At 67.9% G+C, this 19,242-nt stretch carries 22 protein-coding genes; 8 read left to right on the top strand and 14 right to left on the bottom strand.

The window, feature by feature from the left end:
- Positions 1-11 precede the first annotated feature (11 nt).
- The 3 genes from gcvPB (at position 12) to ACR9FL_RS03220 (ending at position 2,752) form a co-directional block, all read left to right on the top strand.
- Positions 12-1,592, top strand: a complete 1,581-nt coding sequence (gcvPB, locus tag ACR9FL_RS03230) for an aminomethyl-transferring glycine dehydrogenase subunit GcvPB (RefSeq protein ID WP_436357129.1) — start codon at positions 12-14, stop codon at positions 1,590-1,592.
- Between the two features lie 157 nt (positions 1,593-1,749).
- Positions 1,750-2,163 (top strand): PGPGW domain-containing protein, encoded by a 414-nt coding sequence (locus ACR9FL_RS03225; protein ID WP_296175100.1) that lies wholly within the window; start codon positions 1,750-1,752, stop codon positions 2,161-2,163.
- 118 nt (positions 2,164-2,281) lie between these two features.
- Entirely contained in the window at positions 2,282-2,752 is a 471-nt protein-coding gene (locus ACR9FL_RS03220) for a DUF6789 family protein (RefSeq protein ID WP_296175098.1), read from the top strand.
- 77 nt (positions 2,753-2,829) lie between these two features.
- On the opposite strand, the gene ACR9FL_RS03215 is transcribed toward ACR9FL_RS03220, so the two are convergent.
- The 10 genes from ACR9FL_RS03215 to ACR9FL_RS03170 form a co-directional block, all read right to left on the bottom strand.
- Positions 2,830-3,345: a F0F1 ATP synthase subunit B gene (locus ACR9FL_RS03215; RefSeq protein WP_436357128.1), complete on the bottom strand. Its 516-nt coding sequence runs from the start codon at positions 3,343-3,345 to the stop codon at positions 2,830-2,832.
- A gap of 1 nt (position 3,346) precedes the next feature.
- Entirely contained in the window at positions 3,347-3,979 is a 633-nt protein-coding gene (locus ACR9FL_RS03210) for a F0F1 ATP synthase subunit B family protein (protein WP_296175096.1), read from the bottom strand.
- A gap of 83 nt (positions 3,980-4,062) precedes the next feature.
- Entirely contained in the window at positions 4,063-4,287 is a 225-nt protein-coding gene (locus ACR9FL_RS03205) for a F0F1 ATP synthase subunit C (protein WP_105562970.1), read from the bottom strand.
- A 57-nt stretch (positions 4,288-4,344) separates the two neighbouring features.
- A complete protein-coding gene (locus tag ACR9FL_RS03200) occupies positions 4,345-5,109 on the bottom strand; it encodes a F0F1 ATP synthase subunit A (RefSeq protein ID WP_436357127.1) in 765 nt (254 codons plus the stop codon).
- A 50-nt stretch (positions 5,110-5,159) separates the two neighbouring features.
- Positions 5,160-5,522, bottom strand: coding sequence for an AtpZ/AtpI family protein (locus ACR9FL_RS03195; protein WP_105562972.1), 363 nt, complete (start codon positions 5,520-5,522; stop codon positions 5,160-5,162).
- Between the two features lie 214 nt (positions 5,523-5,736).
- On the bottom strand, positions 5,737-6,405 hold the full coding sequence (scpB, locus tag ACR9FL_RS03190; protein WP_436357126.1) for an SMC-Scp complex subunit ScpB: 669 nt from the start codon (positions 6,403-6,405) through the stop codon (positions 5,737-5,739).
- Between the two features lie 153 nt (positions 6,406-6,558).
- Positions 6,559-7,386 (bottom strand): segregation and condensation protein A, encoded by an 828-nt coding sequence (locus ACR9FL_RS03185; protein ID WP_296175119.1) that lies wholly within the window; start codon positions 7,384-7,386, stop codon positions 6,559-6,561.
- Positions 7,387-7,388: 2 nt separating this feature from the next.
- Entirely contained in the window at positions 7,389-8,438 is a 1,050-nt protein-coding gene (gene nagZ, locus ACR9FL_RS03180; RefSeq protein WP_436357125.1) for a beta-N-acetylhexosaminidase, read from the bottom strand.
- Positions 8,439-8,586: 148 nt separating this feature from the next.
- Positions 8,587-9,384, bottom strand: a complete 798-nt coding sequence (locus ACR9FL_RS03175) for an SPOR domain-containing protein (RefSeq protein WP_436357124.1) — start codon at positions 9,382-9,384, stop codon at positions 8,587-8,589.
- A 79-nt stretch (positions 9,385-9,463) separates the two neighbouring features.
- Positions 9,464-10,651: a deoxyguanosinetriphosphate triphosphohydrolase gene (locus tag ACR9FL_RS03170; protein ID WP_436357123.1), complete on the bottom strand. Its 1,188-nt coding sequence runs from the start codon at positions 10,649-10,651 to the stop codon at positions 9,464-9,466.
- 103 nt (positions 10,652-10,754) lie between these two features.
- On the opposite strand from ACR9FL_RS03170, the gene ACR9FL_RS03165 reads away from it, so the two are divergent.
- The 3 genes from ACR9FL_RS03165 to ypfJ all read left to right on the top strand — a co-directional run bounded on the left by ACR9FL_RS03165 (position 10,755) and on the right by ypfJ (position 12,477).
- Positions 10,755-11,108 (top strand): HesB/IscA family protein, encoded by a 354-nt coding sequence (locus ACR9FL_RS03165; RefSeq protein ID WP_296175118.1) that lies wholly within the window; start codon positions 10,755-10,757, stop codon positions 11,106-11,108.
- A 43-nt stretch (positions 11,109-11,151) separates the two neighbouring features.
- Positions 11,152-11,544 carry a hypothetical protein gene (locus ACR9FL_RS03160; RefSeq protein ID WP_436357122.1) on the top strand — a complete coding sequence of 131 codons (393 nt, stop codon included), beginning with the start codon at positions 11,152-11,154 and terminating at the stop codon, positions 11,542-11,544.
- 81 nt (positions 11,545-11,625) lie between these two features.
- The gene (gene ypfJ, locus ACR9FL_RS03155) at positions 11,626-12,477 is read left to right on the top strand and encodes a KPN_02809 family neutral zinc metallopeptidase (protein WP_436357121.1); all 852 of its coding nucleotides are present in this window, start codon (positions 11,626-11,628) and stop codon (positions 12,475-12,477) included.
- On the opposite strand, the gene ACR9FL_RS03150 is transcribed toward ypfJ, so the two are convergent.
- Positions 12,464-13,774 carry a DUF418 domain-containing protein gene (locus ACR9FL_RS03150; protein ID WP_296175078.1) on the bottom strand — a complete coding sequence of 437 codons (1,311 nt, stop codon included), beginning with the start codon at positions 13,772-13,774 and terminating at the stop codon, positions 12,464-12,466. The genes ypfJ and ACR9FL_RS03150 overlap by 14 nt on opposite strands.
- A 64-nt stretch (positions 13,775-13,838) precedes the next feature.
- Positions 13,839-14,783 (bottom strand): aspartyl protease family protein, encoded by a 945-nt coding sequence (locus ACR9FL_RS03145; protein WP_436357120.1) that lies wholly within the window; start codon positions 14,781-14,783, stop codon positions 13,839-13,841.
- Between the two features lie 285 nt (positions 14,784-15,068).
- On the opposite strand from ACR9FL_RS03145, the gene thrC reads away from it, so the two are divergent.
- Positions 15,069-16,457, top strand: a complete 1,389-nt coding sequence (gene thrC, locus ACR9FL_RS03140; protein WP_436357119.1) for a threonine synthase — start codon at positions 15,069-15,071, stop codon at positions 16,455-16,457.
- 3 nt (positions 16,458-16,460) lie between these two features.
- Here the strand turns inward: thrC and ACR9FL_RS03135 are convergent, their stop codons facing one another.
- Positions 16,461-17,405 (bottom strand): DUF5996 family protein, encoded by a 945-nt coding sequence (locus tag ACR9FL_RS03135; protein WP_436357117.1) that lies wholly within the window; start codon positions 17,403-17,405, stop codon positions 16,461-16,463.
- Between the two features lie 145 nt (positions 17,406-17,550).
- Between ACR9FL_RS03135 and ACR9FL_RS03130 the strand changes: the two genes are divergently transcribed.
- Positions 17,551-17,949, top strand: coding sequence for a hypothetical protein (locus tag ACR9FL_RS03130; protein WP_436357115.1), 399 nt, complete (start codon positions 17,551-17,553; stop codon positions 17,947-17,949).
- Positions 17,950-18,278: 329 nt separating this feature from the next.
- Here the strand turns inward: ACR9FL_RS03130 and ACR9FL_RS03125 are convergent, their stop codons facing one another.
- Positions 18,279-19,241 carry a homoserine kinase gene (locus ACR9FL_RS03125; protein WP_436357114.1) on the bottom strand — a complete coding sequence of 321 codons (963 nt, stop codon included), beginning with the start codon at positions 19,239-19,241 and terminating at the stop codon, positions 18,279-18,281.
- Position 19,242 lies beyond the last annotated feature (1 nt).

The raw sequence follows: 19,242 nt of genomic DNA, 5'->3' as shown, positions 1-19,242 counted from the left end.
GAGATAGAAGCATGAGCACCATGAACAACGTCGGCCGTCCGACCACCCCGAACGCTGCGTCGGACAACGACTACAAGCACCCGACCCTGACGGGCGCGCGCGGCCTGCTGCAGGACGAGGCCCTGATCTTCGAGATCGACGGCTGGAACAAGACCGGCGTCGACCTGCCCAAGCCCGCCACCAACGGTTCGGACCTGGGCGACCTGGTCCGCAAGGACCCGATCGGCCTGCCCGGCCTGTCGGAGCCCGAGGCCATGCGCCACTATGTGCGCCTGAGCCAGAAGAACCACGCCATCGACCTGGCCATCTATCCGCTGGGCTCGTGCACGATGAAGCACAACCCGCGTCTGAACGAGAAGATGGCGCGTCTGCCCGGCTTCTCGGACATCCACCCGCTGCAGCCGCAGTCGACGGTTCAGGGCGCGCTGGAGCTGATGGACCAGTTGGCCCATTGGCTGACGACCCTGACGGGCATGCCTGCGGTGGCCCTGTCGCCCAAGGCCGGCGCGCACGGCGAACTGTGCGGCCTGATGGCCATCCGCGCCGCCCACGAAGCCAAGGGCGAGCATGAGCAGCGCCGCAAGGTTCTGGTCCCGACCTCGGCCCACGGCACCAACCCGGCCACCGCCGCCTTCGTCGGCTATTCGGTCGTCGAGGTCGCCCAGACCGACGACGGTCGCGTGGACGTGGCCGATCTGGCGTCCAAGCTGGGGCCGGACGTGGCGGCCATCATGGTCACCAATCCGAACACCTGCGGCCTGTTCGAGCGCGACATCCTGGAGATCAGCCGCCTGACCCACGAGGCGGGCGCCTACTTCTACTGCGACGGCGCCAACTTCAACGCCATCGTCGGCCGGGTGCGCCCGGGCGACCTGGGCGTCGACGCCATGCACATCAACCTGCACAAGACCTTCTCGACGCCGCACGGCGGCGGCGGTCCCGGCGCGGGTCCGGTGGTCCTGTCGGAAGCCCTGGCGCCCTTCGCCCCGGCTCCGTGGGTCGTGGCTGGCGCTGAGGGCTACAAGCTGGTCGAGCGCGAGGAAGACGAGGCCGCCCAGGCCTTTGGCCGCCTGTGCGCCTTCCAGGGGCAAATGGGCATGTATGTGCGCGCCCTGTCCTACATGATGAGCCACGGCTCGGACGGCCTGCGTCAGGTGGCCGAGGACGCCGTGCTGAACGCCAACTACATCAAGGCCCGTCTCGAGGACCTGATGAGCCCGGCCTTCCCCGAGGGTCCCTGCATGCACGAGGCCCTGTTCGACGACGAATGGCTGAAGGGCACGGACATCACCACGCTCGACTTCGCCAAGGCGATGATCGACGAGGGCTTCCACCCGATGACCATGTACTTCCCGCTGGTGGTGCATGGCGCGATGCTGATCGAGCCGACCGAAACCGAGTCCAAGCAGGAGTTGGATCGCTTCATCCACGCCATGCGTCTGCTGGCCGAAGCCGCCAAGGCCGGCGATGTCGAACGCTTCAAGGGCGCGCCCTTCCATGCGCCCCTGCGGCGTCTGGACGAGACCCGCGCCGCGCGCTCGCCGCGTCTGCGCTGGTCGGCCCCGGAAGGCTCCAACATCGCCGCCGAATAGGGTCGCGATCCTGATCTGAGTTGAAACGCCGTGTCCTTCGGGACACGGCGTTTTGCTTTTCAGCGGCTCTTACGAAAGCTTCACCCCGACGCCACGGTTCGGCCTTGTCGCGCGTGTCTAGGATGGAGCGCTCTCCTCCTCCCCGACTGTGACGCTCGTGACCCTCGCCCTGATTCCCTTCCGCGCCGACAGCCGGCCTCGCTCGAGGCCCGGACTGCTGCGTCGTGCGAAGCGACTGGGCATGATGGCCCTGGGCTTCCTGATCATCGGCCTGGGCATCCTGATCGCGCCCCTGCCTGGGCCCGGCGGCATTCCCGTCATCGCCCTGGGCCTGGTTCTGCTGCTGCGCAACTCCTGGTGGGCCAAGCGGCAGTTCATCCGTGCCCAGCACGCCCGGCCCAAGTGGGTCTATCCCTTCCGCCGCCTGATGCGGAAGAAGCCCGAGATCGCGCCCGTCTTCTGGCAGCAGGCCCTGCGCGCCGAGAAGGTGGTCCTGCGCAAGCGCCCTTCGCGCCAGTTGATCCGGGTGCGCAAGCGCGCCCGCCGCGTCCTGCGCCGCGCCTTCCGATAGAAAGCGACATTTCACCGCACACGGTAACGTGAACGGCGGTGCGATCGCGTTTGCGCCGAACGGCGTATGCTTCCCATGCGTAGTCAAAAAGCAGATGGCGTTGGGAGGCGCTTTTCTCATGATGTCACGCGTAAAACAGGGAATCGCCGCCGGCTTCATTGCGACCGTCGCGGTTTCCATCCTCGAGGCGGCGAATCTGTTGTTCGCCAAGGTCTTCGATCCCTTCCCCGAAGTCGTCGCCCGCATGTTCCTGCTCGGCGACAATCTGGCGGCGGGCTGGGCCATCCACTTCGTCATCGGTTCGCTGGTCATGGGGCCGATCTTCGCCCTCATCTACCCCCGCCTGCCGACCAATACGCCTGAAACCAAGGGCATCCTGTTCGCGGTGGCGGCCTGGGTGGCGATGATGCTGATCATCAGCATGATGGGCGACCCGCGCACCTTCTCGGGCAGCGCCGGGTTCGGCACCTTCGCCTGGATGCTGATCACTCACATGGTCTTCGGCGGGGTGATGGGCAACGTCTTCGCCCGCCTGCTGGCCCGCGAGAAACGCGCCGCCGGCTTCATCCACGGCGCGCCCGCCCACTAACCAGGGCGCACCACCTCAAATGCAAAAGGCCCCGCCGTCGCCGGCGGGGCCTGATGTGCTTGTCGCTGTGACCGCGATCAGTTCAGCTTGTCGCCGATCTGAGCGATGGCGGCGTCGATCAGCGGGTCCGACTTGGCGGCGGCCAGGCGGGCGGTCAGGATGTCCTGAGCAGCCTTGGCGGCCAGGTCGGCGGCGACCGCCTTGACCTCGGTCGTGGCCTGGGCCTCGGCCTGGGCGATGCGACGCTCGGCCAGGGCCTGACGACGGGCCAGGCTTTCTTCCAGCTTGGCCTTGGCTTCGGCTTCCAGACGGCGGGCGTCGGCTTCGGCGGCGGCCAGCATCTCGGCGGCCTGAGCTTCGGCTTCAGCCTTTTCCTGACGGATCTGGGCCAGCATGGCTTCGGCTTCGGCGCGCAGACGGGCGGCCTCGTCCAGTTCCGACTGGATCTTGGCGCCCTGGTCGTCGAGGGCCTTGGCCATGGCGCCCGGCACCTTGGCCAGAACCAGGATGCCCAGGAAGATCACCAGACCGACGGCGACCCAGAACTCAGGGTTCGAGAGGTTCCAGAAGGCGGCGTTAAAGAAGGCGGGCATATCAGGCGGCTCCCTTGACGGCGGCGTCGGCCTCGGCGGCCGTGGCGGCCTTGCCGGTCAGACGCTCGACCATGGCGCGGGCGGTGTCGGAGGCGATGGTCGAGACATTGGCCATGGCCGCGTCGCGGGTCTGGCCGATGGCGGCCTCGGCCTCGGCGATGCGCGCGTTGACCACGGCTTCCTCGGCGGCCTGACGGGCGTTGGCCTCTTCGGTCACGCGGGCCTTGGCGGCGGCGGCGGTGGCGCGGGCGTCGGCGCGGGCCTTGGCGACCTCGGCCTTGGCGGCGTCGGCTTGCGTGGCGGCCTCGGCCTGGACCTGACGAGCGGCGTCGACGGCGCCGGCGATCGTCCCGGCGCGTTCGTCACGAACGGCGCGCAGGCGAGGCAGGAAGACCTTCGACAGCAGAATGTAGAGAACGACGAAGATCAGCAGCAGCCAGATGATCTGACCAGCCCAGTGCTGCATCTCCAGCTGCGGCAGACCGCCGGAGCCATGGGCGTCGCCGTGGGCGACTTCGGCCTGATGGGTCGCCTCGGGGGCGGCCACGGGCGCGATCTCACCGTTCTGGACGGCGACGGTCGGCGCAGGCTGGGTCGGGTCTTGCGAGACGGCGCTCGCGATAGGGGCGGCCATGGGCTCTATCCGGTGATCTCAGAAAGACGCGAGCGGCGGAACGGTCCTCAAGACCGCGCCGCCGCCCAGATATTCAGTTCGACTTAAGCGAACAGGCAGAGCAGGCCGATCACGAAGGCGAAGATGCCCAGTGCTTCAGCCAGGGCGGCGCCCAGGATCAGGTTGGTGAACTGGCCGGGAGCAGCCGAAGGGTTACGCGTGGCGCCTTGCAGGAAGCCCGAGAAGATCAGGCCGACGCCGAGGGCCGAACCGATCATGCCGAGGGTGGCGAGACCAGCGCCGATGTATTTTGCTGCTTCAGCTTCCATGGGAATAGTTCCTGGTTGGGATGGTTTGAAAGAAGGGGTTGGCGGGCTGGGCCAGCGTTAGTGCTGATCCAGATGCACGACGTCGTTCAGATACACGGTGGTCAGAACGGCGAAAACGAATGCTTGCAGGAAGGCGACGAGGAACTCCAGGGCCGTGATGGCGACCACGCCGCCCATGGCCAGAACCGCGCCGGGGATGCCGACCAGGCCGAAGGCGCCCAGCGAAACCACGAAGCCGGCGAAGACCTTCATCGCCACGTGACCGCCCAGCATGTTGCCGAACAGACGCAGGGCCAGCGACACGGGACGCAGCAGGAAGGAGATGAACTCGATCGGCGTCACCAGGATCAGCAGGTACCACGGCACGCCGGTCGGGGCGAACAGCTTGAAGAACTTGATGCCGTTCTTGACGAAGCCCACGCCGATGACCAGCAGGATGGTCAGGGCCGCGAAGGTGGCGGTGACGGCGACCTGCGAGGTGGCGGTGAAGACCGTGAACATGCCCAGCAGGTTCAGCGCCAGGATGAAGACGAACAGCGTCAGGATGAAGGGGAAGAAGGCGCGGCCCTGCTCACCCATGATCGAGGTGGCGAGATCGTCGATAAAGGCGAAGGCCCCCTCGCCCACCACCTGCAGGCGTCCAGGCACCAGCTTGGGCTTGGCCGTCACGGCGGTGAAGAACAGGGTGATCAGCACGGCGGCGACCATCATGGCCAACGTCGAGTTGGTGATCGACAGATCAACCAAGCCGAGACCCGGCACGTTGACGGCCGGAAGATCAACAACCTTGCTGATCTGGAACTGGTGCATCGGATCGGCCATGCCGCCCGGTCTCCTAAGTCAAAAGGCCAAACCGCCGTACGACGGTTTGGTCAGAAATTCCGCTCGTCCTCGACCTCGTCGTCGGGAAGATCCTGGGGAGGCCCCATTTCCTTCAACGCGGCCGCACTCATCTTTCGGGCCGAACGAAGCGCCAGCCAGATCGACATGCCGAAACCGATCAGGGTTCCGGCGATAATTCCCCAAGGCATGGTCCCGACCCAAAGGTCGAAACCCCACCCAAGCCCCAGACCGACGGCCAGGCCGGCGATCATCTCGCCCATCAGGCGATAGCCGTAGCCCGCAGCGTTCGCCCCATAGTCGGGGGGCGTCGGCACGGCCCGGGCCTTGAGCGCATCGGCCTGCTCGTTGAGACGTTTGATCGCCTCTTCGCGCGATTCCATCGTTGGGGACATGGCCTGTGCGCTCAGCGCCCCGGCAAGGACGCCGTGGCAGGTCTGAATTCGGCGCGGAACCTATAGGCGAGGGGCTTGAAGGTCAAGATACGGAAGAAGACCTGCAAGGCCTTGGATTATCTAGCCTTCTTTCCCACGCCGACCCAGGCGTGGCGATGCGCCGCTGTCGCGGACGCCGCGTCGCCCGCGCCAAGGCGTCGCAGGTCGAAAGAATCTAGTCCTCGCTGACGAAATCCTGGGCGAACTCGGGCGATCCCTCGTCCAGCCCGGCCAACAGGTCCTCGCCTTCCGAGTCGCCGCTGCGGGTCGGGTCGGGCACCTCGAAGCCGACGGGAATCGACAGGTCCAGCAGGCCGGCCGCCTTCATCTCCTGCACGCCCGGCAGGTCATAGAGGCTGGCCAGGCTGAAATGCTCCAGGAAGCGGTCGGTCGTGGCGTAGGTGACGGGCCGCCCCGGCGTGCGCCGACGCCCGCGCAGCCGCACGAAGTCCATCTCCAGCAACAGGTCCAGCGTCCCCTTGGACAGGGAAACGCCGCGCACGCTCTCGATCTCGGCGCGGGTGCAGGGCTGATGGTAGGCGATGATGGCCAGGGTCTCCAGCGCGGCCTTGGACAGGCGGCGCGGTTCCTCGCGCTCCTCGGTCATCAGGAAGCCCAGGTCGGCGGCGGTGCGGAAGCGCCAGCGGTCAGCCACGCACTCCAGCTCAACGCCGCGTCCCTGATAGCGTTGGCGCAGGGCGGCGATGGCCCGGCCCGCGTCGGCGCCCTCGGGCAGACGGCGCGCGATCTCGGCCGCCGACAAGGGGGCGGCGGCGGCGAACAGCAGGGCCTCGACCCGGCGTTCGATCTCGGTATCGTCGGGTTTGAAGCTGAGGTCAGACATGGAAACTCCCGCTCATCCCCGCGGAGGCGGGGACCCAGGTTTGAGCGGCGCGGCTGCGGCCAACCGACCTGCGCGTCAGAAACTGCAAATGATCCGGGGCATGGCCAAAGCACTGGGTCCCCGCCTCCGCGGGGATGAGCGGATGTTGAGGCCTCACGGCGTCAGCTCCAGCGGTTGGCCGAAGCCCCGGCGTTTCAGGAAAAGGTCGGCGAAGGCCTCGGCCTGGCGCACGTCCATGGCCCCCTCCTTCACCAGCTCCAGACTGGCCGACAGGGTGGAGGCGGTATAGCTGGCCTGGCTGGGCCCCTCCCCGTCTTCGTCCTCGCGGGCGGGCGCCACCTGATCCAGCGGGGTCCAGTCGGCCAGACGCGGCATCATGGAACGCAGCCAGTCGCGCGCGGCCTCCAGCTGGAAGGCCTCGACCCGCTGGCCGGGGGCGTAGTTGCGGCGCTCCTCGCGGCGACGCTGGGCGACGTAGGCTGCCATCAGCTCATAGAGGCTGGCGTCCACGCGGTCGGAGGGGATGATGACGGTGGCTTCCGGGTCGCCGCGGGTGAAGACGTCGCGCTTCAGCTGCGGGCGGCTGGTGATGGCCTCGACCGAGCGGCGCATAGCCTCCAGCTTCTGCAGGCGAAACGCCAGGGCAGCGGCCATTTCCTCGGCCGGCGGCTCCTCGGCCTTGCCCTTCTCATTACGGGGCAGCAGAAGGCGCGACTTCAGATAGGCCAGCCAGGAGGCCATCACCAGATAGTCGGCGGCCATGGCGAAGTTGCGCCGCCGCGCCTCGTGAACGAAGGCCAGATACTGTTCCGCCAGCTTGGTGATGGACAGCTTCAGCAGGTCCACCTTCTGCGTGCGCGCCAGGGCCAGCAGGACGTGCAACGGTCCTTCATAGCCTTCCAGATCGACGACGAAGGCCTCGGCGGCGTCAGCATCATCGACGGCGGCGAAGTCCAGATTGGGCTGGAACGCCTGATCCATCATTAGGCTTGCGCCTCGCCGACATCCGGCCCCTTGGCGGCGTCGAAGCGGCCCGACAAGGCCGCCTCCAACCGGGCGCGAGCCTCGGCCACGTCCAGCGGTTCGGGGGTGTGGACGATGCGGTTCAGCGACGCCTCGGCCCGGCGTTTGGCCTCGCCCTTCAGCTTGACGGTTCCTTCAGCCACCTGACGCATCTCGGTCAGGTCGCCGTTGCAATGCAGGATGACGTCGCAGCCCGCCTTCAGCGACTGCTCGGCGCGCTCGGTCAGGGTCCCCGACAGGGCCTGCATCGACAGGTCGTCGGACATGATCAGGCCAGAGAACCCCAGATGCTCGCGCATCAGGCGGATGCCCTTCTTGGACGTCGTGGCCGGGCGCTTGGCGTCGACGGCGGTGAAGACGACGTGGGCCGTCATGGCCATCGGCATGTCCGACAGGGCCTTGAACGGGGCGAAGTCCCAGGCGTCCAGCGTGGCCAGATCCGTCTCGACCACCGGCAGGTCGTGATGGCTGTCAGCGAAGGCGCGGCCGTGGCCGGGGATATGCTTGATGATCGGCAGGACGCCGCCCGCCAGCAGACCTTCCGCCGCCGCCCGTCCCAGCTGAGCCACGGTGGCGGGGTCCTGGGCATAGGCGCGGTCGCCGATGATGTCGTGAGCGCCCGGCACCGGCACGTCCAGCACCGGCACGCAGTCCACGGTGATGCCCAGTTCGCGCAGGTCATGGGCGATCAGCCGCGCCCCCAGACGCACCAGTTCACGCGCCGCCATCGGATCGTTGACGGCCTTCAGGTAGGCCGATCCCGGCGGGTACTTGGGCCAGTGCGGCGGGCCGAGGCGCTGCACCCGACCGCCTTCCTGATCGATCAGGACGGGGGCGTCGGCGCGCCCCACGCTGTCGCGCAGATCGTCAACCAGCGCCTTCACCTGGGCCTGGGTGTCCACGTTGCGGCGGAACAGGATGAAGCCCCAGGGCTTGGCCTCAGCGAAGAAGGCGCGCTCCTCCGCCGTCAGCTTGTGGCCGGAACAGCCGTAGATGGCGGCGGAGGTCATATTTTTCTCCCGTTCATCCCCGCGGAAGCGGGGACCCAGGTTTGAGCCGCGCACGTAACGAAGGCCGAAAGCCTCCTGTCACCCGTTCGTGCATCTAGCCAAAGAACTGGGTCCCCGCTTCCGCGGGGATGAGCGGACATATTGGTCATTAGCGGACGATGCAGTCGCGGCCGGCGGCCTTCAGCGCGTTGCAGAAGGCGACGGCGCGGTCGCGGCTCATGCCGGTGAAGGTGGTGCGATAGACGGTCGAACCGTTGGCGGCGGTGACTTCCTGCACACGCTTCTCGGCGCCCGAGGCGTATTGGCCGAAGCGCGAGGCCACGGCGGCGTATTCACGGTCAGCAATGGCGGTCGAGGAGAAGGCGCCGATCTGCACGCCCGAGGAACCGCCGGCGGCGGCCGGGGCCGTCGGCGCAGGCGTCGCCGGAGCCTTGACGGCGGGGGCTGTGGTCACGGGCGCGGGCTTGGCTGGCGCGGGTGCGGGTGCGGCGACGGCCGGGGCGGCCGGCGGCAAGGCCGTGGGCGCGGCGGGCAGAGGCTGGGGCGCGGGGCGCGGCGCGACCGCTTCCGGCTCAGGCGTGAAGGTGGGGGCGGCGCCGACGGCTTCGCCGCCGTCGCGATAAACGCGCACGCCCGCTTCCGGGTCGATCGGCTGGGCGTCCAGCGGCGCCTCGACCTTCATGCTTTCAACCGGCGTGCCCACGGCGGGCGGGGCGTCGGTCGAGGAGCGCACGCCCGAGCGATAGAAGACCACCACGGCCACGATCAGCAGCAGCAGGACGATGGCGCTGATGATCAGGGTGATCGGCGGCGACTTGGCGGCCGGCGCACGACGCGGATCATAGCTGCGACGCTCGAACGGCAGGTCGTCGTCGGTGGGCGGCGTATAGGCCCCCCGCTCGCGGCCGGCGTTGGGGTTGCCTCGGTGATCGTCGTCGTAGGACATGGGTCGCGCTTTCTGGATCGGCCCCGCGCGAATCGGCGCCGGGAAGTATCAGTCTAGCCCGCCCGTGGCCGCTTTCGAATCACAGATCAAGCGCCAGGTCGAGACTGAACAGCTTGCCGTGCACCTCGATGGCGTAGCGGTCGGTCATGCCGGCGATATAGTCGCACACCGCCCGCGCCCGCTTGACCGGGTCCTCCGACAGGGCCGGGGCCGACCATTCGGGCGGCATGACCTCGGGCTCTTCCATGAACAGGTGGAACAGCTGCGACAGGACGCGGCGGGCCTGACTGCGGGTGCGGTTGACCCGATAGTGGCGATACATCCGCTCGAACAGGAAGCGGCGCAGCACGCCCAGGTCCGCCATCATCTGCGGCGAGAACTGCACCATCATCTGCGGGGCCAGGCGCACGTCCTCCACGGTGACGATGCGGTGCGCGGCCAGACGTCGCTCGGTCTCGGCCAGGACGTCATCGACCATGATGCCGATCATGCGGCGCACGGCCTCCAGACGCACCATGCGGTCGTCCAGCGCAGGCCAGTCGCGGCGCACCTCGGCCAGGCAGGGCCCGATCAGCGGCACCTCGACCAGGTCGGCCAGGGTGAACAGGCCCGCCTGCACCCCGTCGTCCACGTCGTGGTTGTTATAGGCGATGTCGTCGGCGATGGCCGCGCACTGGGCCTCCAGCGAGGCGAAGGTGTCGAGGCGCAGGTCCCAGTTCGCCGCCCCGCCCGGCGCATAGGCCGCGACCGCCTTCCAGGCCGGGTCGTCCAGATGATGCAGGACCGGGCCATTGTGCTTGATGACGCCCTCGACCGTCTCCCAGCTCAGGTTCAGGCCAAGGAATTTCGGATAGCGGACTTCCAGCTCGGTAATGACTCGGAAGCTCTGGACGTTGTGATCAAAGCCGCCGTAGTCGGCCATCTGGGCCTGAAGCTCGTCCTCGCCCGCGTGGGCGAAGGGCGGGTGACCCAGGTCATGGGCCAGGGCGATGGTCTCGGCCAGATCGTCGTCCAGCCGCAGGGCGTGGGCCAGGGACCGGGCGATCTGGGCCACTTCCAGACTGTGGGTCAGACGGGTGCGATAGTGGTCGCCCTCGTGCGCCACGAAGACCTGGGTCTTCTCCTTCAGACGACGAAACGCCGTGGCGTGAATGATGCGGTCGCGGTCGCGAGCGAAGGGGGTTCGGGTGCGGCTGGCGGGCTCAAAGACGTGGCGGCCGCGGCTGGCGGCGGGGTCTTCGGCGAAGGACGCGCGGGTCTGGCTCAAGGCGGACAGCACTTCTATTGCAGCACAGGCCTTTGCGAACGCCTGTCAGCTCCTCATATAGAGAGGCGTGAGCACCGTCCAATCCACAGAATCAGCCCGCGACCTGTCGCTTTCGGTTTCCCCCCGCGCCCCGGAAGGCATCCTTCTGGCCGAGAGCGCGGCGAAACGTCTGGCCAGGCTGGCCGAGATCGAGGGCAGGCCCGTCATGCTGCGCGTCGCCGTCGACGGCGGCGGCTGCTCGGGCTTCCAGTACCGGCTCGAACTGGTCGACGCGCCCGAGGCCGATGACCTGGTCGTCCGCCGCGACGGTCAGGCGGCGGTGATCGACCCCGTCTCCATCCCCTTCCTCAAGGGGTCCGAGATCGCCTTCGTCGATGAACTGGCGGGAGCGCAGTTCGTGGTGCGCAACCCGAACGCCTCGTCCTCTTGCGGCTGCGGCGTCAGTTTCGCCATCTAGGGCCACGCTTGGCGCGGGGCCTTCGGGCGCCCATGTTCGCTTCATGCGCCGCCTGATCCTCATGACCGTGCTGCTGGCCGCCATGCCCTTGGCGGCGACCGCCCAGACCTGGCCCGGATGGCCGGGACCGCCGCCGCCCGGATACGATCCCGGCTCGGCCATCGCCGATCAGCACCGCCTCGAGATGGACCGCCTGCGCAATCAGGCCGCCGAGCGCGACGCCCTGGCCCAGCAGCAGCGATTGCAGACCCAGCTGACGATCCAGCAGCTTCAGGTCGCGCGTCAGCCGACGCCGCCCCTGCCTCCGCCAACCGCCTATGCCCCGCGCACGCTGGAACAGGAACGCCAGGCGCGCGCGGCGCAGGACGCCCGCCGCGAGGAGATGACGCGCGGCGTCACCGAGATCGACGCCTGGCTGGACCGTCGGCCGAACTGACCCCCCGTTACAATTGCATCCCTTCCCTGCTCCCTGCGTTTTCGCCTAGCTTGGGCGAGATTTCAGGGCGGAGACGACATCATGCGTTGGCAGGGCGGACGGCGCGGCGGCGGCATTGAAGACCGGCGCGGCATGGGCGGCGGCGCCGTGGCGGGCGGCGGCATCGGCGTTCTGGTGCTGGCGGCCATCGGCTATTTCGTCTTCGGCATCGACCCCAACACCACCCAGCAGGTCGCCAGCCAGTTCGGCGCCGCAAGCCAGGGTCAGCAGACCGGCGAGGTCGGCTCCCCCGACGATCAGGCGGGCCAGTTCGTCGAGGTCATCGGCTCCAACATCAACGATGTGTGGAAGACCAAGCTGCGCGGATACACCCCGCCGACCACCGTGCTGTACGAACAAGGCACCCAGACGGGCTGCGGCATGGGCCAATCGGCCATGGGGCCTTTCTACTGCCCCGCCGATCAGAAGGTTTACCTCGACCTCGGCTTCTGGCGCGAGATGGAGACCAAGCTGGGGGCCTCGGGCGCCGACTTCGCCAAGGCCTATGTCATCGCCCACGAGTTCGGCCACCACGTCCAGACCTTGACCGGCGCCAGCGAGCAGGTGCAGCGCGCCCAGCAGGCCGCGCGCTCGCAGGCCGAGGGCAACAAGTATTCCGTCGCCCTGGAGCTTCAAGCCGACTGCTACGCCGGCGTCTGGGCGCGCAACGCCGCCGCCGTGTCCGGCGGTCAGGTGGCCCTGGAGCCCGGCGATCTGGAAGAAGGCATGAAGACCGCCCAGGCCATCGGCGACGACACCCTGCAACGTCGCGGCGGCGGTCGCGTCTCGCCCGAAAGCTTCACCCACGGCTCCTCGGCCCAGCGGGTCGAATGGTTGCAGCGCGGCTATCAGACCGGCGATCCGGCCTCGTGCGACACCTTCAGGGGGCTGTGACCGGCGGGGCACGGCGCAGCGGCGGAACCTTGCCATAGGCGATCAGCCGCAGCGCCCACTCCATCGGCCCGAAGGCGAAGGCGCGCAGCCAGATCAGGCTGCCGATCGCCAGCACCACCCAGATGACGACCGCGATGCCCCACAGGGTCCACCAGTCGAACCGCCCCCACAGGTGCAGGCCGTAGAACAACAGCGAGGTGATGGCCGACTGGGCCAGGTAATTGCTCAGCGCCATCCGCCCCATGGCCTTTAGCCCCGTGCCGATAAAGCCGAGGGCGCGCAGCTTCCACAGGGTCAGGATCAGGCCCACATGGCCCAGGGTCATGCCCAGACGCCCCAGTTCATAGCTGCCGCGCGTCAGCCACAACTCCGGCGAGAAGTCGTTGCGCCACAGGGACGCCGCCTGGGCGCCGTTGATGGTCAGCCCCACCGCATAGCCCGCCGCCATCAGCAGCAGATAGAAGCGCAGCGACTGCGTTCCGCTCAGCACCCCCAGCTTGAACAGGGCCATGCCCAGCAGCATGAAGGCCACGCATTCCATGACCAGGATGATGGTGTAGCTGGAGGCCGCGTAGTCGATCCAGGTGTGGACGCTCCACTTCAGCAAGCCCAGCGGTCCGCCGGTGCGAAGCTGAGCCTGCTCCAGGCGGGCTTCCGGCGACGGCTGGCGCGCGGCGACCGCCGCCTGGTAGGCGTCCAGCGATTCGCGCTGCTTCGAGTTCAGACGATCGACAGAGAGATGGCTCTCGGCCACCGCCCGCCCCTCGCGAGTCTCCATCGCCCGCTTGTAGGCGCTGGCTCCCTGGATCCCCGTCAGCAAGGCGATCAGCAGCACCGACACCAGGATCAGGGTGCGCGGCCGCGCCGCCCGGAAGGCGAACAGGAAGAAGCCGGACAGGCCATAGACGTAGAGAATGTCGCCCGGAAACAGCAGGATCGTCACATTGCCGATCCCCAGCACCAGCAAGGTCATGCAGCGCCGGAAATAGACGTCCGCCGCCTCGATCGTGCCCTTGCCGCCGTCGCCGCGCAGGGTGATCAGCAGCATCCCCGCCCCGAACAACAGGGTGAACAGTCCGCGCATCGAGCCCTGCAGAAAGACATGCTGCACCAGCCAGGCCATCCAGTCAGGATTGCCGAGACTGGGCGCCGTCTGCGGCACATAGGCTTCCCAGATGCCGCCCATGGAGATGATGTTGACCAACAGGATGCCGCACAGGGCGAACCCCCGCAGCAGATCCAGGCTATCCATGCGCTGAGGCGGCGTGACGCGCCCGCCTGTGGAAACATCGAACATGATTCGAGCCGTTAACGCCCTTCTCCCCCTACGGCAAAGGCGTCAATTGTAAAAAATACACATCCTAGCCGATGGTCAGGTCCATCATGGGCGCGACGTGCAGCCGTCCTCGCCCCAGGTCTAGCGCCACCTCGCGATCCTCGAACGCCGCCACGCCCAGCAGGGCGTCGGGATAGTTGGGCAGGGGCGAATCCGCGAAAACCGGCGTCGCCACCCCGCGCCACAGGTCGTCGCCAAAGGTCACTGTCCGCGCCTCGATCACCCGCGCCCGCGCGACGCCGCCCAGAACGATGCTGGACCCGGCGGTCTCGGCGCGCCCGTCCAGCAGGCCCGCCGCCTCGGCCGCGCCCTGGCTGAGGGCGATCAGGGATGAGAAGCCGGTGTCGACCACCGCCCGCATCACCGCCCCCTCGACCGTGACCTCGGCGGTCAGGGCCGTGCCGCTGCGCTTGACCGCCACGGGCCGCAAGGCCGGTGAAACCACGTGGTCCGCCGGATCGACCAGGCGCGCGCGACGACGTTTCATGTCGAGGTCGAGCACCGCCTCGCCCAGAAGGTCCTGCCCCAGCACCAGGGGCGCGCCCAGACCCGCCGCCTGAGCCAGAGGCCCCAGGTCGAGAATGGCCGCGCGCAACCCTTCGACCACCAGCGATCCGACGGTCACGTCCAGCGTGACCCCGCGTCCGACCTGGGGCTGACCGCCCACGCCATAGGCCACCATCGGCATGTCGAAAAAGGTGGTCAGGCCCAGGGCCTCGACCAGCGCCCGGTCGATCACCGAATACTGGGCGCCGCTGTCGATCAGGGCCGTGACTTCGCGCCCGGCGATCCGCACCTGCACGGTCGGCGTGGCGGCGTTCTTGACGACAAAGGGCGTCCACCCGCTGGTCCCGCCCTCGGGAAAACGCAGGCTCGGCCGACGCCAGACCACATGATCCTTCAGCCACAGGCCACCGCCGACAGCAGCCGCGGCGGCGCCCGCGCGGATCAGAAAGGAACGGCGTCTCATCGCCCCTGACATGGACCGGACGGCGGCGATGCGCCAGCCCTTCCGGCGCGCCCTCCTCTCCCTCGCCGTCGTCTTCGGGCTCGACCCGAGGATCGAGTGGTGCGGCGCGCTCGACCTTTCCTGCCTCACACAGACGGATGGCGCGATCCTCGGTCGAGCCCGTGGATGGTGCAGAGGAGACGGATGCCAGAAAACGAAAATACTCTCCATCAAATCGCGAAAAACCCTTCTCAGGCGCAAAATAATCATGACGAAGCACCAAACGACGGCTAGAAACGACCCGTCATGAGCACCTCCCCTGATCGCTATCTTTCGACGCGCGGCGACGCCGCCCCGACCAATTTCGCCGACGCCCTGCTGCGCGGGATCGCCCCCGACGGCGGCCTCTACATGCCGCAGACCTGGCCCAGTCTGCCCGTCGACGCGGCGCGCCCCGGCCGGACCTATGCCGAGATGGCGAAGGAGGCGATTTCGCCCTTCATCGGCGAGGCCCTGCCGGCGGGCGCGCTCGACCGCGCGCTGGAGCGCCTGACCCAGGGCTTCGACCATCCGGCGGTGACGCCCCTGGTCGAACTGGAGCCGGGCCTGTTCGTGCTGGAACTGTTCCACGGCCCGACCGCCGCCTTCAAGGATCTGGCGATGCAACTGGTCGCCGCCCTGTCGGACGAGGCCCTGGCTGCGACCGGCCAGAAGCTGACCCTGCTGACCGCCACCAGCGGCGACACGGGCGCCGCCGCCGTGCGCGCCTTCGCCGGCACCGAGCGCATCAACCTGATCGTGCTGCACCCGTTGGACCGGGTCTCTCCGGTGCAGCGCAAGCAGATGACGACGGTGCAAGCCGACAACGTCCTGAACCTGGCCGTGCGCGGCGACTTCGACGACTGCCAGCGTCTGGTGAAGGGCCTGCTGGCCGAGGAATCCCTGCGCGACGGACGTCGCCTGTCGTCGGTCAACTCGATCAACTGGGGCCGACTGGCGGGCCAGATCCCCTACTATGTCTCGGCCACGGCCCAGCTGGGTCAGGCCGCGACCTTCGTCGTCCCCACCGGCAATTTCGGCGACGCCTTCGCCGGCATCGCCGCCAAGAAGATGGGCCTGCCGGTCAAGGGCTTCGTCGCCGCCGTCAATCAGAACGACGCCCTGGCCCGCGCCATCAACGAGGGCGTCTATGCCCGCCGCCCCGCTGTCGAGAGCGGCAGCGTGTCGATGGACGTCCAGGCCCCGTCCAACTTCGAACGCCTGGTCTATGAGGCCTCCGGCCGCGACGCTGACGCCACGCGCGCGGTGTTCGAAACCTTCGCCCGCGACGGCTCCGTCACCCTGTCGCCCGACCTGCTGGCCGCGCTGAAAGCCGAAGTCGCCGCCGTCTCCATCGACGAGGCGACGACCAAGGCCGAGATCGCCCACGCCCACGCCGCCTGGGGCCGCGTCGTCTGCCCGCACACCGCCGTGGCCCTGGCCGCCGCGCGGCGGCTGGACCGCGCCAACGGCCCCGTCGTCGCCCTGTCGACCGCCCACCCTTCCAAGTTCGGCGCCTTTGTCTCCGACGTCCTGGGCTTCGAGCCGGAACCCGCCCCCGTCATTCGCGCCCTGGGCGACCAGCCCGAGCGTCTGACCATCATCGACAACACGGCCGAAGCCGCCCTGGCGGCGGTGAAGGGCTTTGCGGGCTAGAGCCTAACCCACCCAGCGCGGGCGCCGCGGCGTCCCGCGCGGACACTCCAGCGCGGCGCGATCCCAGGCCGCCAGATCGGCGGCGGCCTCATAGGTGGTCTCCAGAAAGGCGCACAAGGCGGCGTCTGGCTCGTCCTCGGCCCGCACCGCCGCATAGGGCAGGATGAACTCGCCCAGCCCCGCGTCCCAATGGGCCGCCACCGGCGACACCGGGGCCGCCTCGAACCCCTTCGGCGCGGGGTAGGCATAGGCGTAGAAGGCCGGCTCGCGCCCCGGATCGCCGGGCCAGAAGCCCGCGCTGGACACCTCGTGCGAATAGGCCTCGCGCGTCACCGCGTCGGGCAAGTTCGGCACGCCCCCCGGATGCAAGGGCGCCCGCCGCCCCGAGAACCGCGTCACCGCCAGATCAAAGGCGCCCCAGAACAGTTGAATGGGGCTGCACTTGCCCAGGAACCCGGTGCGGAACAGGCCGAACACCCGGTTCACCTGCACCAGCGCCCGCCAATAGTCGCGCGCCACGCCGGGGTCATAGACGCGGAACCGCTCGTCCAGCGGAAAGGGCGTCGTCTCGGCCATTTCGTCAGGCGTCAGGTCGATGTGACAGGCCACGCCCAGGGCCGTCAGGGCCTCCTGAACCTCGGCGTAGAAGTCGGCGACGGTCCCGGACTTCAACACGATCCGGCGCTCGCCCCCGTCGCTGACGCGGATGACCAAGGCCCCGGCGATGAAGTCGAACTCCATCGAAAACCCGAACGCGCCGTGCGGAATCAAACCCGTCGCCAGCCCCCGCGCCGAGACCCGCAGCGTCACGTGCCAGCCGTGGTTCAGCCAGGGCGTCTGCGACAGCCGCACCTTGCCGACGATCTGCGCCCACAACTGCAGCGTCTCCATCGTCGGCCACAGCCGCGCCGCCGTCAGTTCAGGCCATGCCTCCGCGCGCGCCGCCATCCTCAGCCTCCTCGCCTGCCCTCTCCTTCAAAGGCATGCGCGGCGGGATCGTTGCATGGGGAACCGCAAGCGCCGAAAGCGGACCTGCGGAACGTCGGCTAAGGGTGGTGAGCGGACGTTAGGGCCGGTGTGCTATTAGGCTGCCATGGTAGTTCCTCAGACATCGAGCTTGTGGCGGGTAGTCGGCGTCTTAGTAAAAGGCGTTGCGATCACCGTTTTGATGGTGGTGACCGCTCTGGTGATCCTCTTCCTAGCACTCGACGCTTGGTCGCATAAACAAACAGAACAACGTATCAGCGACGCGTTGGCCAGCCATTATGCTCCTGCGGCGGTCGATGTAATCAAACGACAAAACTGGAAATTCGGAAGACGTGATTTCAGTTTTGGTGGCCAGATTTGTTTTGAGATCAATGTTTCGAATGCATCTGGCAAACTTGACCGCAGAGTGGCGATGGTTGCCGACGGAGATGACGGTGGAGCATTTGAGTTTTCTCGAGAATATGAGTCATTTTCACAATGCACCGTTGACTTCTTCCGAGGCTAGGCTGGCAACAACTCAATCGGAGCTTTCGCAGAGTCAATGTCCGCAATGGGTCGAAAGCGGAAATCCCTAGAGCGGCGTTTTTCCCTTTCGTCACCCTCCGGCAAGCCGCCTCTTGGCGGCGCAGACCGGGGGAACCAGCGGTGCCGAAGGCGATCTGTTCACGAGAGATGTTCGACCATCGTCTGCGCGACAGGTTCGCGCTCTCGCGCGCCGCTGGATCCCCCGGTCTCGCTGCGCTCGCCGGAGGATGACGAAAGCGAAAGCGCACACCAACATCCACTACGGATCGAAAACGGCCCCTCGCCCAGTCGCGAGAAGCCGCCTCCCCCTCACACCACCTCCGCCGCCTTCCAGTAGTCCAGGCGCCGGAAGAAGGGCGCCGGGTCCTTGGGCGTGACCAGGTTGGCGGGGTCGTGGAACAGGCGGTCGTGCAGGCGGGTCAGGGTGAAGCGCACCGCCGCCGCGGCCCCCAGCCCCGGCAGGGCTTCAGCCTCGGCGGGCGTCAGGGGACGCACCGACTCGTATCCCTTCTGGAAGGCGCGCAGGGCCGAGTGCATGGGGCGGCCCTCGGCGTCGAAACCCCAGGCGCTGAGGGCGATGGCCAGGTCATAGGCCAACACGTCATTGCAGCCGAAATAGAAGTCGATCACCCCGCCGACGTCGCACTGGCCGTGTTCATTGGTGGCGAACAGGACGTTGTCGGGGAAGTAGTCGGCGTGGATGGGACCGCGCGGCAGGGCGGGATCGCTCCACGGTTCAGCCAGATGCGGCAGCAGGGCCTTGATCTGGTCCAGCATCTTGCGGTCGACGCCCTTGGCGGCGGGCTCGCAGCGGGCAGCCAGGGCCGCCCAGGCCTCCGGTCCGACCGGGTTTTTCCGCTCGACCGCATAGTCGGCGGCATCCAGGTGCAGCAGGGCCAGCACCTGCCCCGCGCGATACTGTTCCTTGTCCGACGGCTGGCGCTTCCAGGCGCCGGGCGCCCAGTTCAGGATGGCGGCGGCGCGGCCGTTCAGGTGGCCGATCAGCTCCCCCTGACGGTCCGCCACCGGCGAGGGCGTCGGAAAGCCCCGCACCGCCAGATGCCGCGTCAGCCCCAGGCAGAAGGGCAGAGAGGCCGCGTCCGTCCGTCCTTCGAACAGGGTCAGGACATAGGCGCCGGACGTCGTTTCCAGCCTGTAGTTGGTGTTCTCTACCCCCTCGGCGATCGGCGTCAGCGCGACCAGATCGCCCAGGGGGTAACGCATGAGATAGTCAGCGGCCTGATCCGGCGTGACGGGCGTGAAGACAGCCATG

The organism is Brevundimonas sp. CEF1 (assembly GCF_051353055.1).
Lineage (GTDB): Bacteria > Pseudomonadota > Alphaproteobacteria > Caulobacterales > Caulobacteraceae > Brevundimonas.
Note: the sequence above shows the minus strand (reverse complement) of the source record. Positions and strands in the feature narration are given on the sequence as shown.

Bases quoted from the DNA above. Each gene is read 5' to 3' on its own strand.
- gcvPB (WP_436357129.1), top strand. From the start codon at position 12: ATGAGCACCATGAACAACGTCGGCCGTCCGACCACCCCGAACGCTGCG.
- ACR9FL_RS03220 (WP_296175098.1), top strand. From the start codon at position 2,282: ATGATGTCACGCGTAAAACAGGGAATCGCCGCCGGCTTCATTGCGACC.
- ACR9FL_RS03215 (WP_436357128.1), bottom strand. From the start codon at position 3,345: ATGCCCGCCTTCTTTAACGCCGCCTTCTGGAACCTCTCGAACCCTGAG.
- ACR9FL_RS03210 (WP_296175096.1), bottom strand. From the start codon at position 3,979: ATGGCCGCCCCTATCGCGAGCGCCGTCTCGCAAGACCCGACCCAGCCT.
- ACR9FL_RS03205 (WP_105562970.1), bottom strand. From the start codon at position 4,287: ATGGAAGCTGAAGCAGCAAAATACATCGGCGCTGGTCTCGCCACCCTC.
- ACR9FL_RS03200 (WP_436357127.1), bottom strand. From the start codon at position 5,109: ATGGCCGATCCGATGCACCAGTTCCAGATCAGCAAGGTTGTTGATCTT.
- ACR9FL_RS03195 (WP_105562972.1), bottom strand. From the start codon at position 5,522: ATGTCCCCAACGATGGAATCGCGCGAAGAGGCGATCAAACGTCTCAAC.
- scpB (WP_436357126.1), bottom strand. From the start codon at position 6,405: ATGTCTGACCTCAGCTTCAAACCCGACGATACCGAGATCGAACGCCGG.
- ACR9FL_RS03185 (WP_296175119.1), bottom strand. From the start codon at position 7,386: ATGGATCAGGCGTTCCAGCCCAATCTGGACTTCGCCGCCGTCGATGAT.
- nagZ (WP_436357125.1), bottom strand. From the start codon at position 8,438: ATGACCTCCGCCGCCATCTACGGCTGTTCCGGCCACAAGCTGACGGCG.
- ACR9FL_RS03175 (WP_436357124.1), bottom strand. From the start codon at position 9,384: ATGTCCTACGACGACGATCACCGAGGCAACCCCAACGCCGGCCGCGAG.
- ACR9FL_RS03160 (WP_436357122.1), top strand. From the start codon at position 11,152: ATGCGCCGCCTGATCCTCATGACCGTGCTGCTGGCCGCCATGCCCTTG.
- ypfJ (WP_436357121.1), top strand. From the start codon at position 11,626: ATGCGTTGGCAGGGCGGACGGCGCGGCGGCGGCATTGAAGACCGGCGC.
- ACR9FL_RS03150 (WP_296175078.1), bottom strand. From the start codon at position 13,774: ATGTTCGATGTTTCCACAGGCGGGCGCGTCACGCCGCCTCAGCGCATG.
- ACR9FL_RS03145 (WP_436357120.1), bottom strand. From the start codon at position 14,783: ATGAGACGCCGTTCCTTTCTGATCCGCGCGGGCGCCGCCGCGGCTGCT.
- thrC (WP_436357119.1), top strand. From the start codon at position 15,069: ATGAGCACCTCCCCTGATCGCTATCTTTCGACGCGCGGCGACGCCGCC.
- ACR9FL_RS03135 (WP_436357117.1), bottom strand. From the start codon at position 17,405: ATGGCGGCGCGCGCGGAGGCATGGCCTGAACTGACGGCGGCGCGGCTG.
- ACR9FL_RS03130 (WP_436357115.1), top strand. From the start codon at position 17,551: ATGGTAGTTCCTCAGACATCGAGCTTGTGGCGGGTAGTCGGCGTCTTA.
- ACR9FL_RS03125 (WP_436357114.1), bottom strand. From the start codon at position 19,241: ATGGCTGTCTTCACGCCCGTCACGCCGGATCAGGCCGCTGACTATCTC.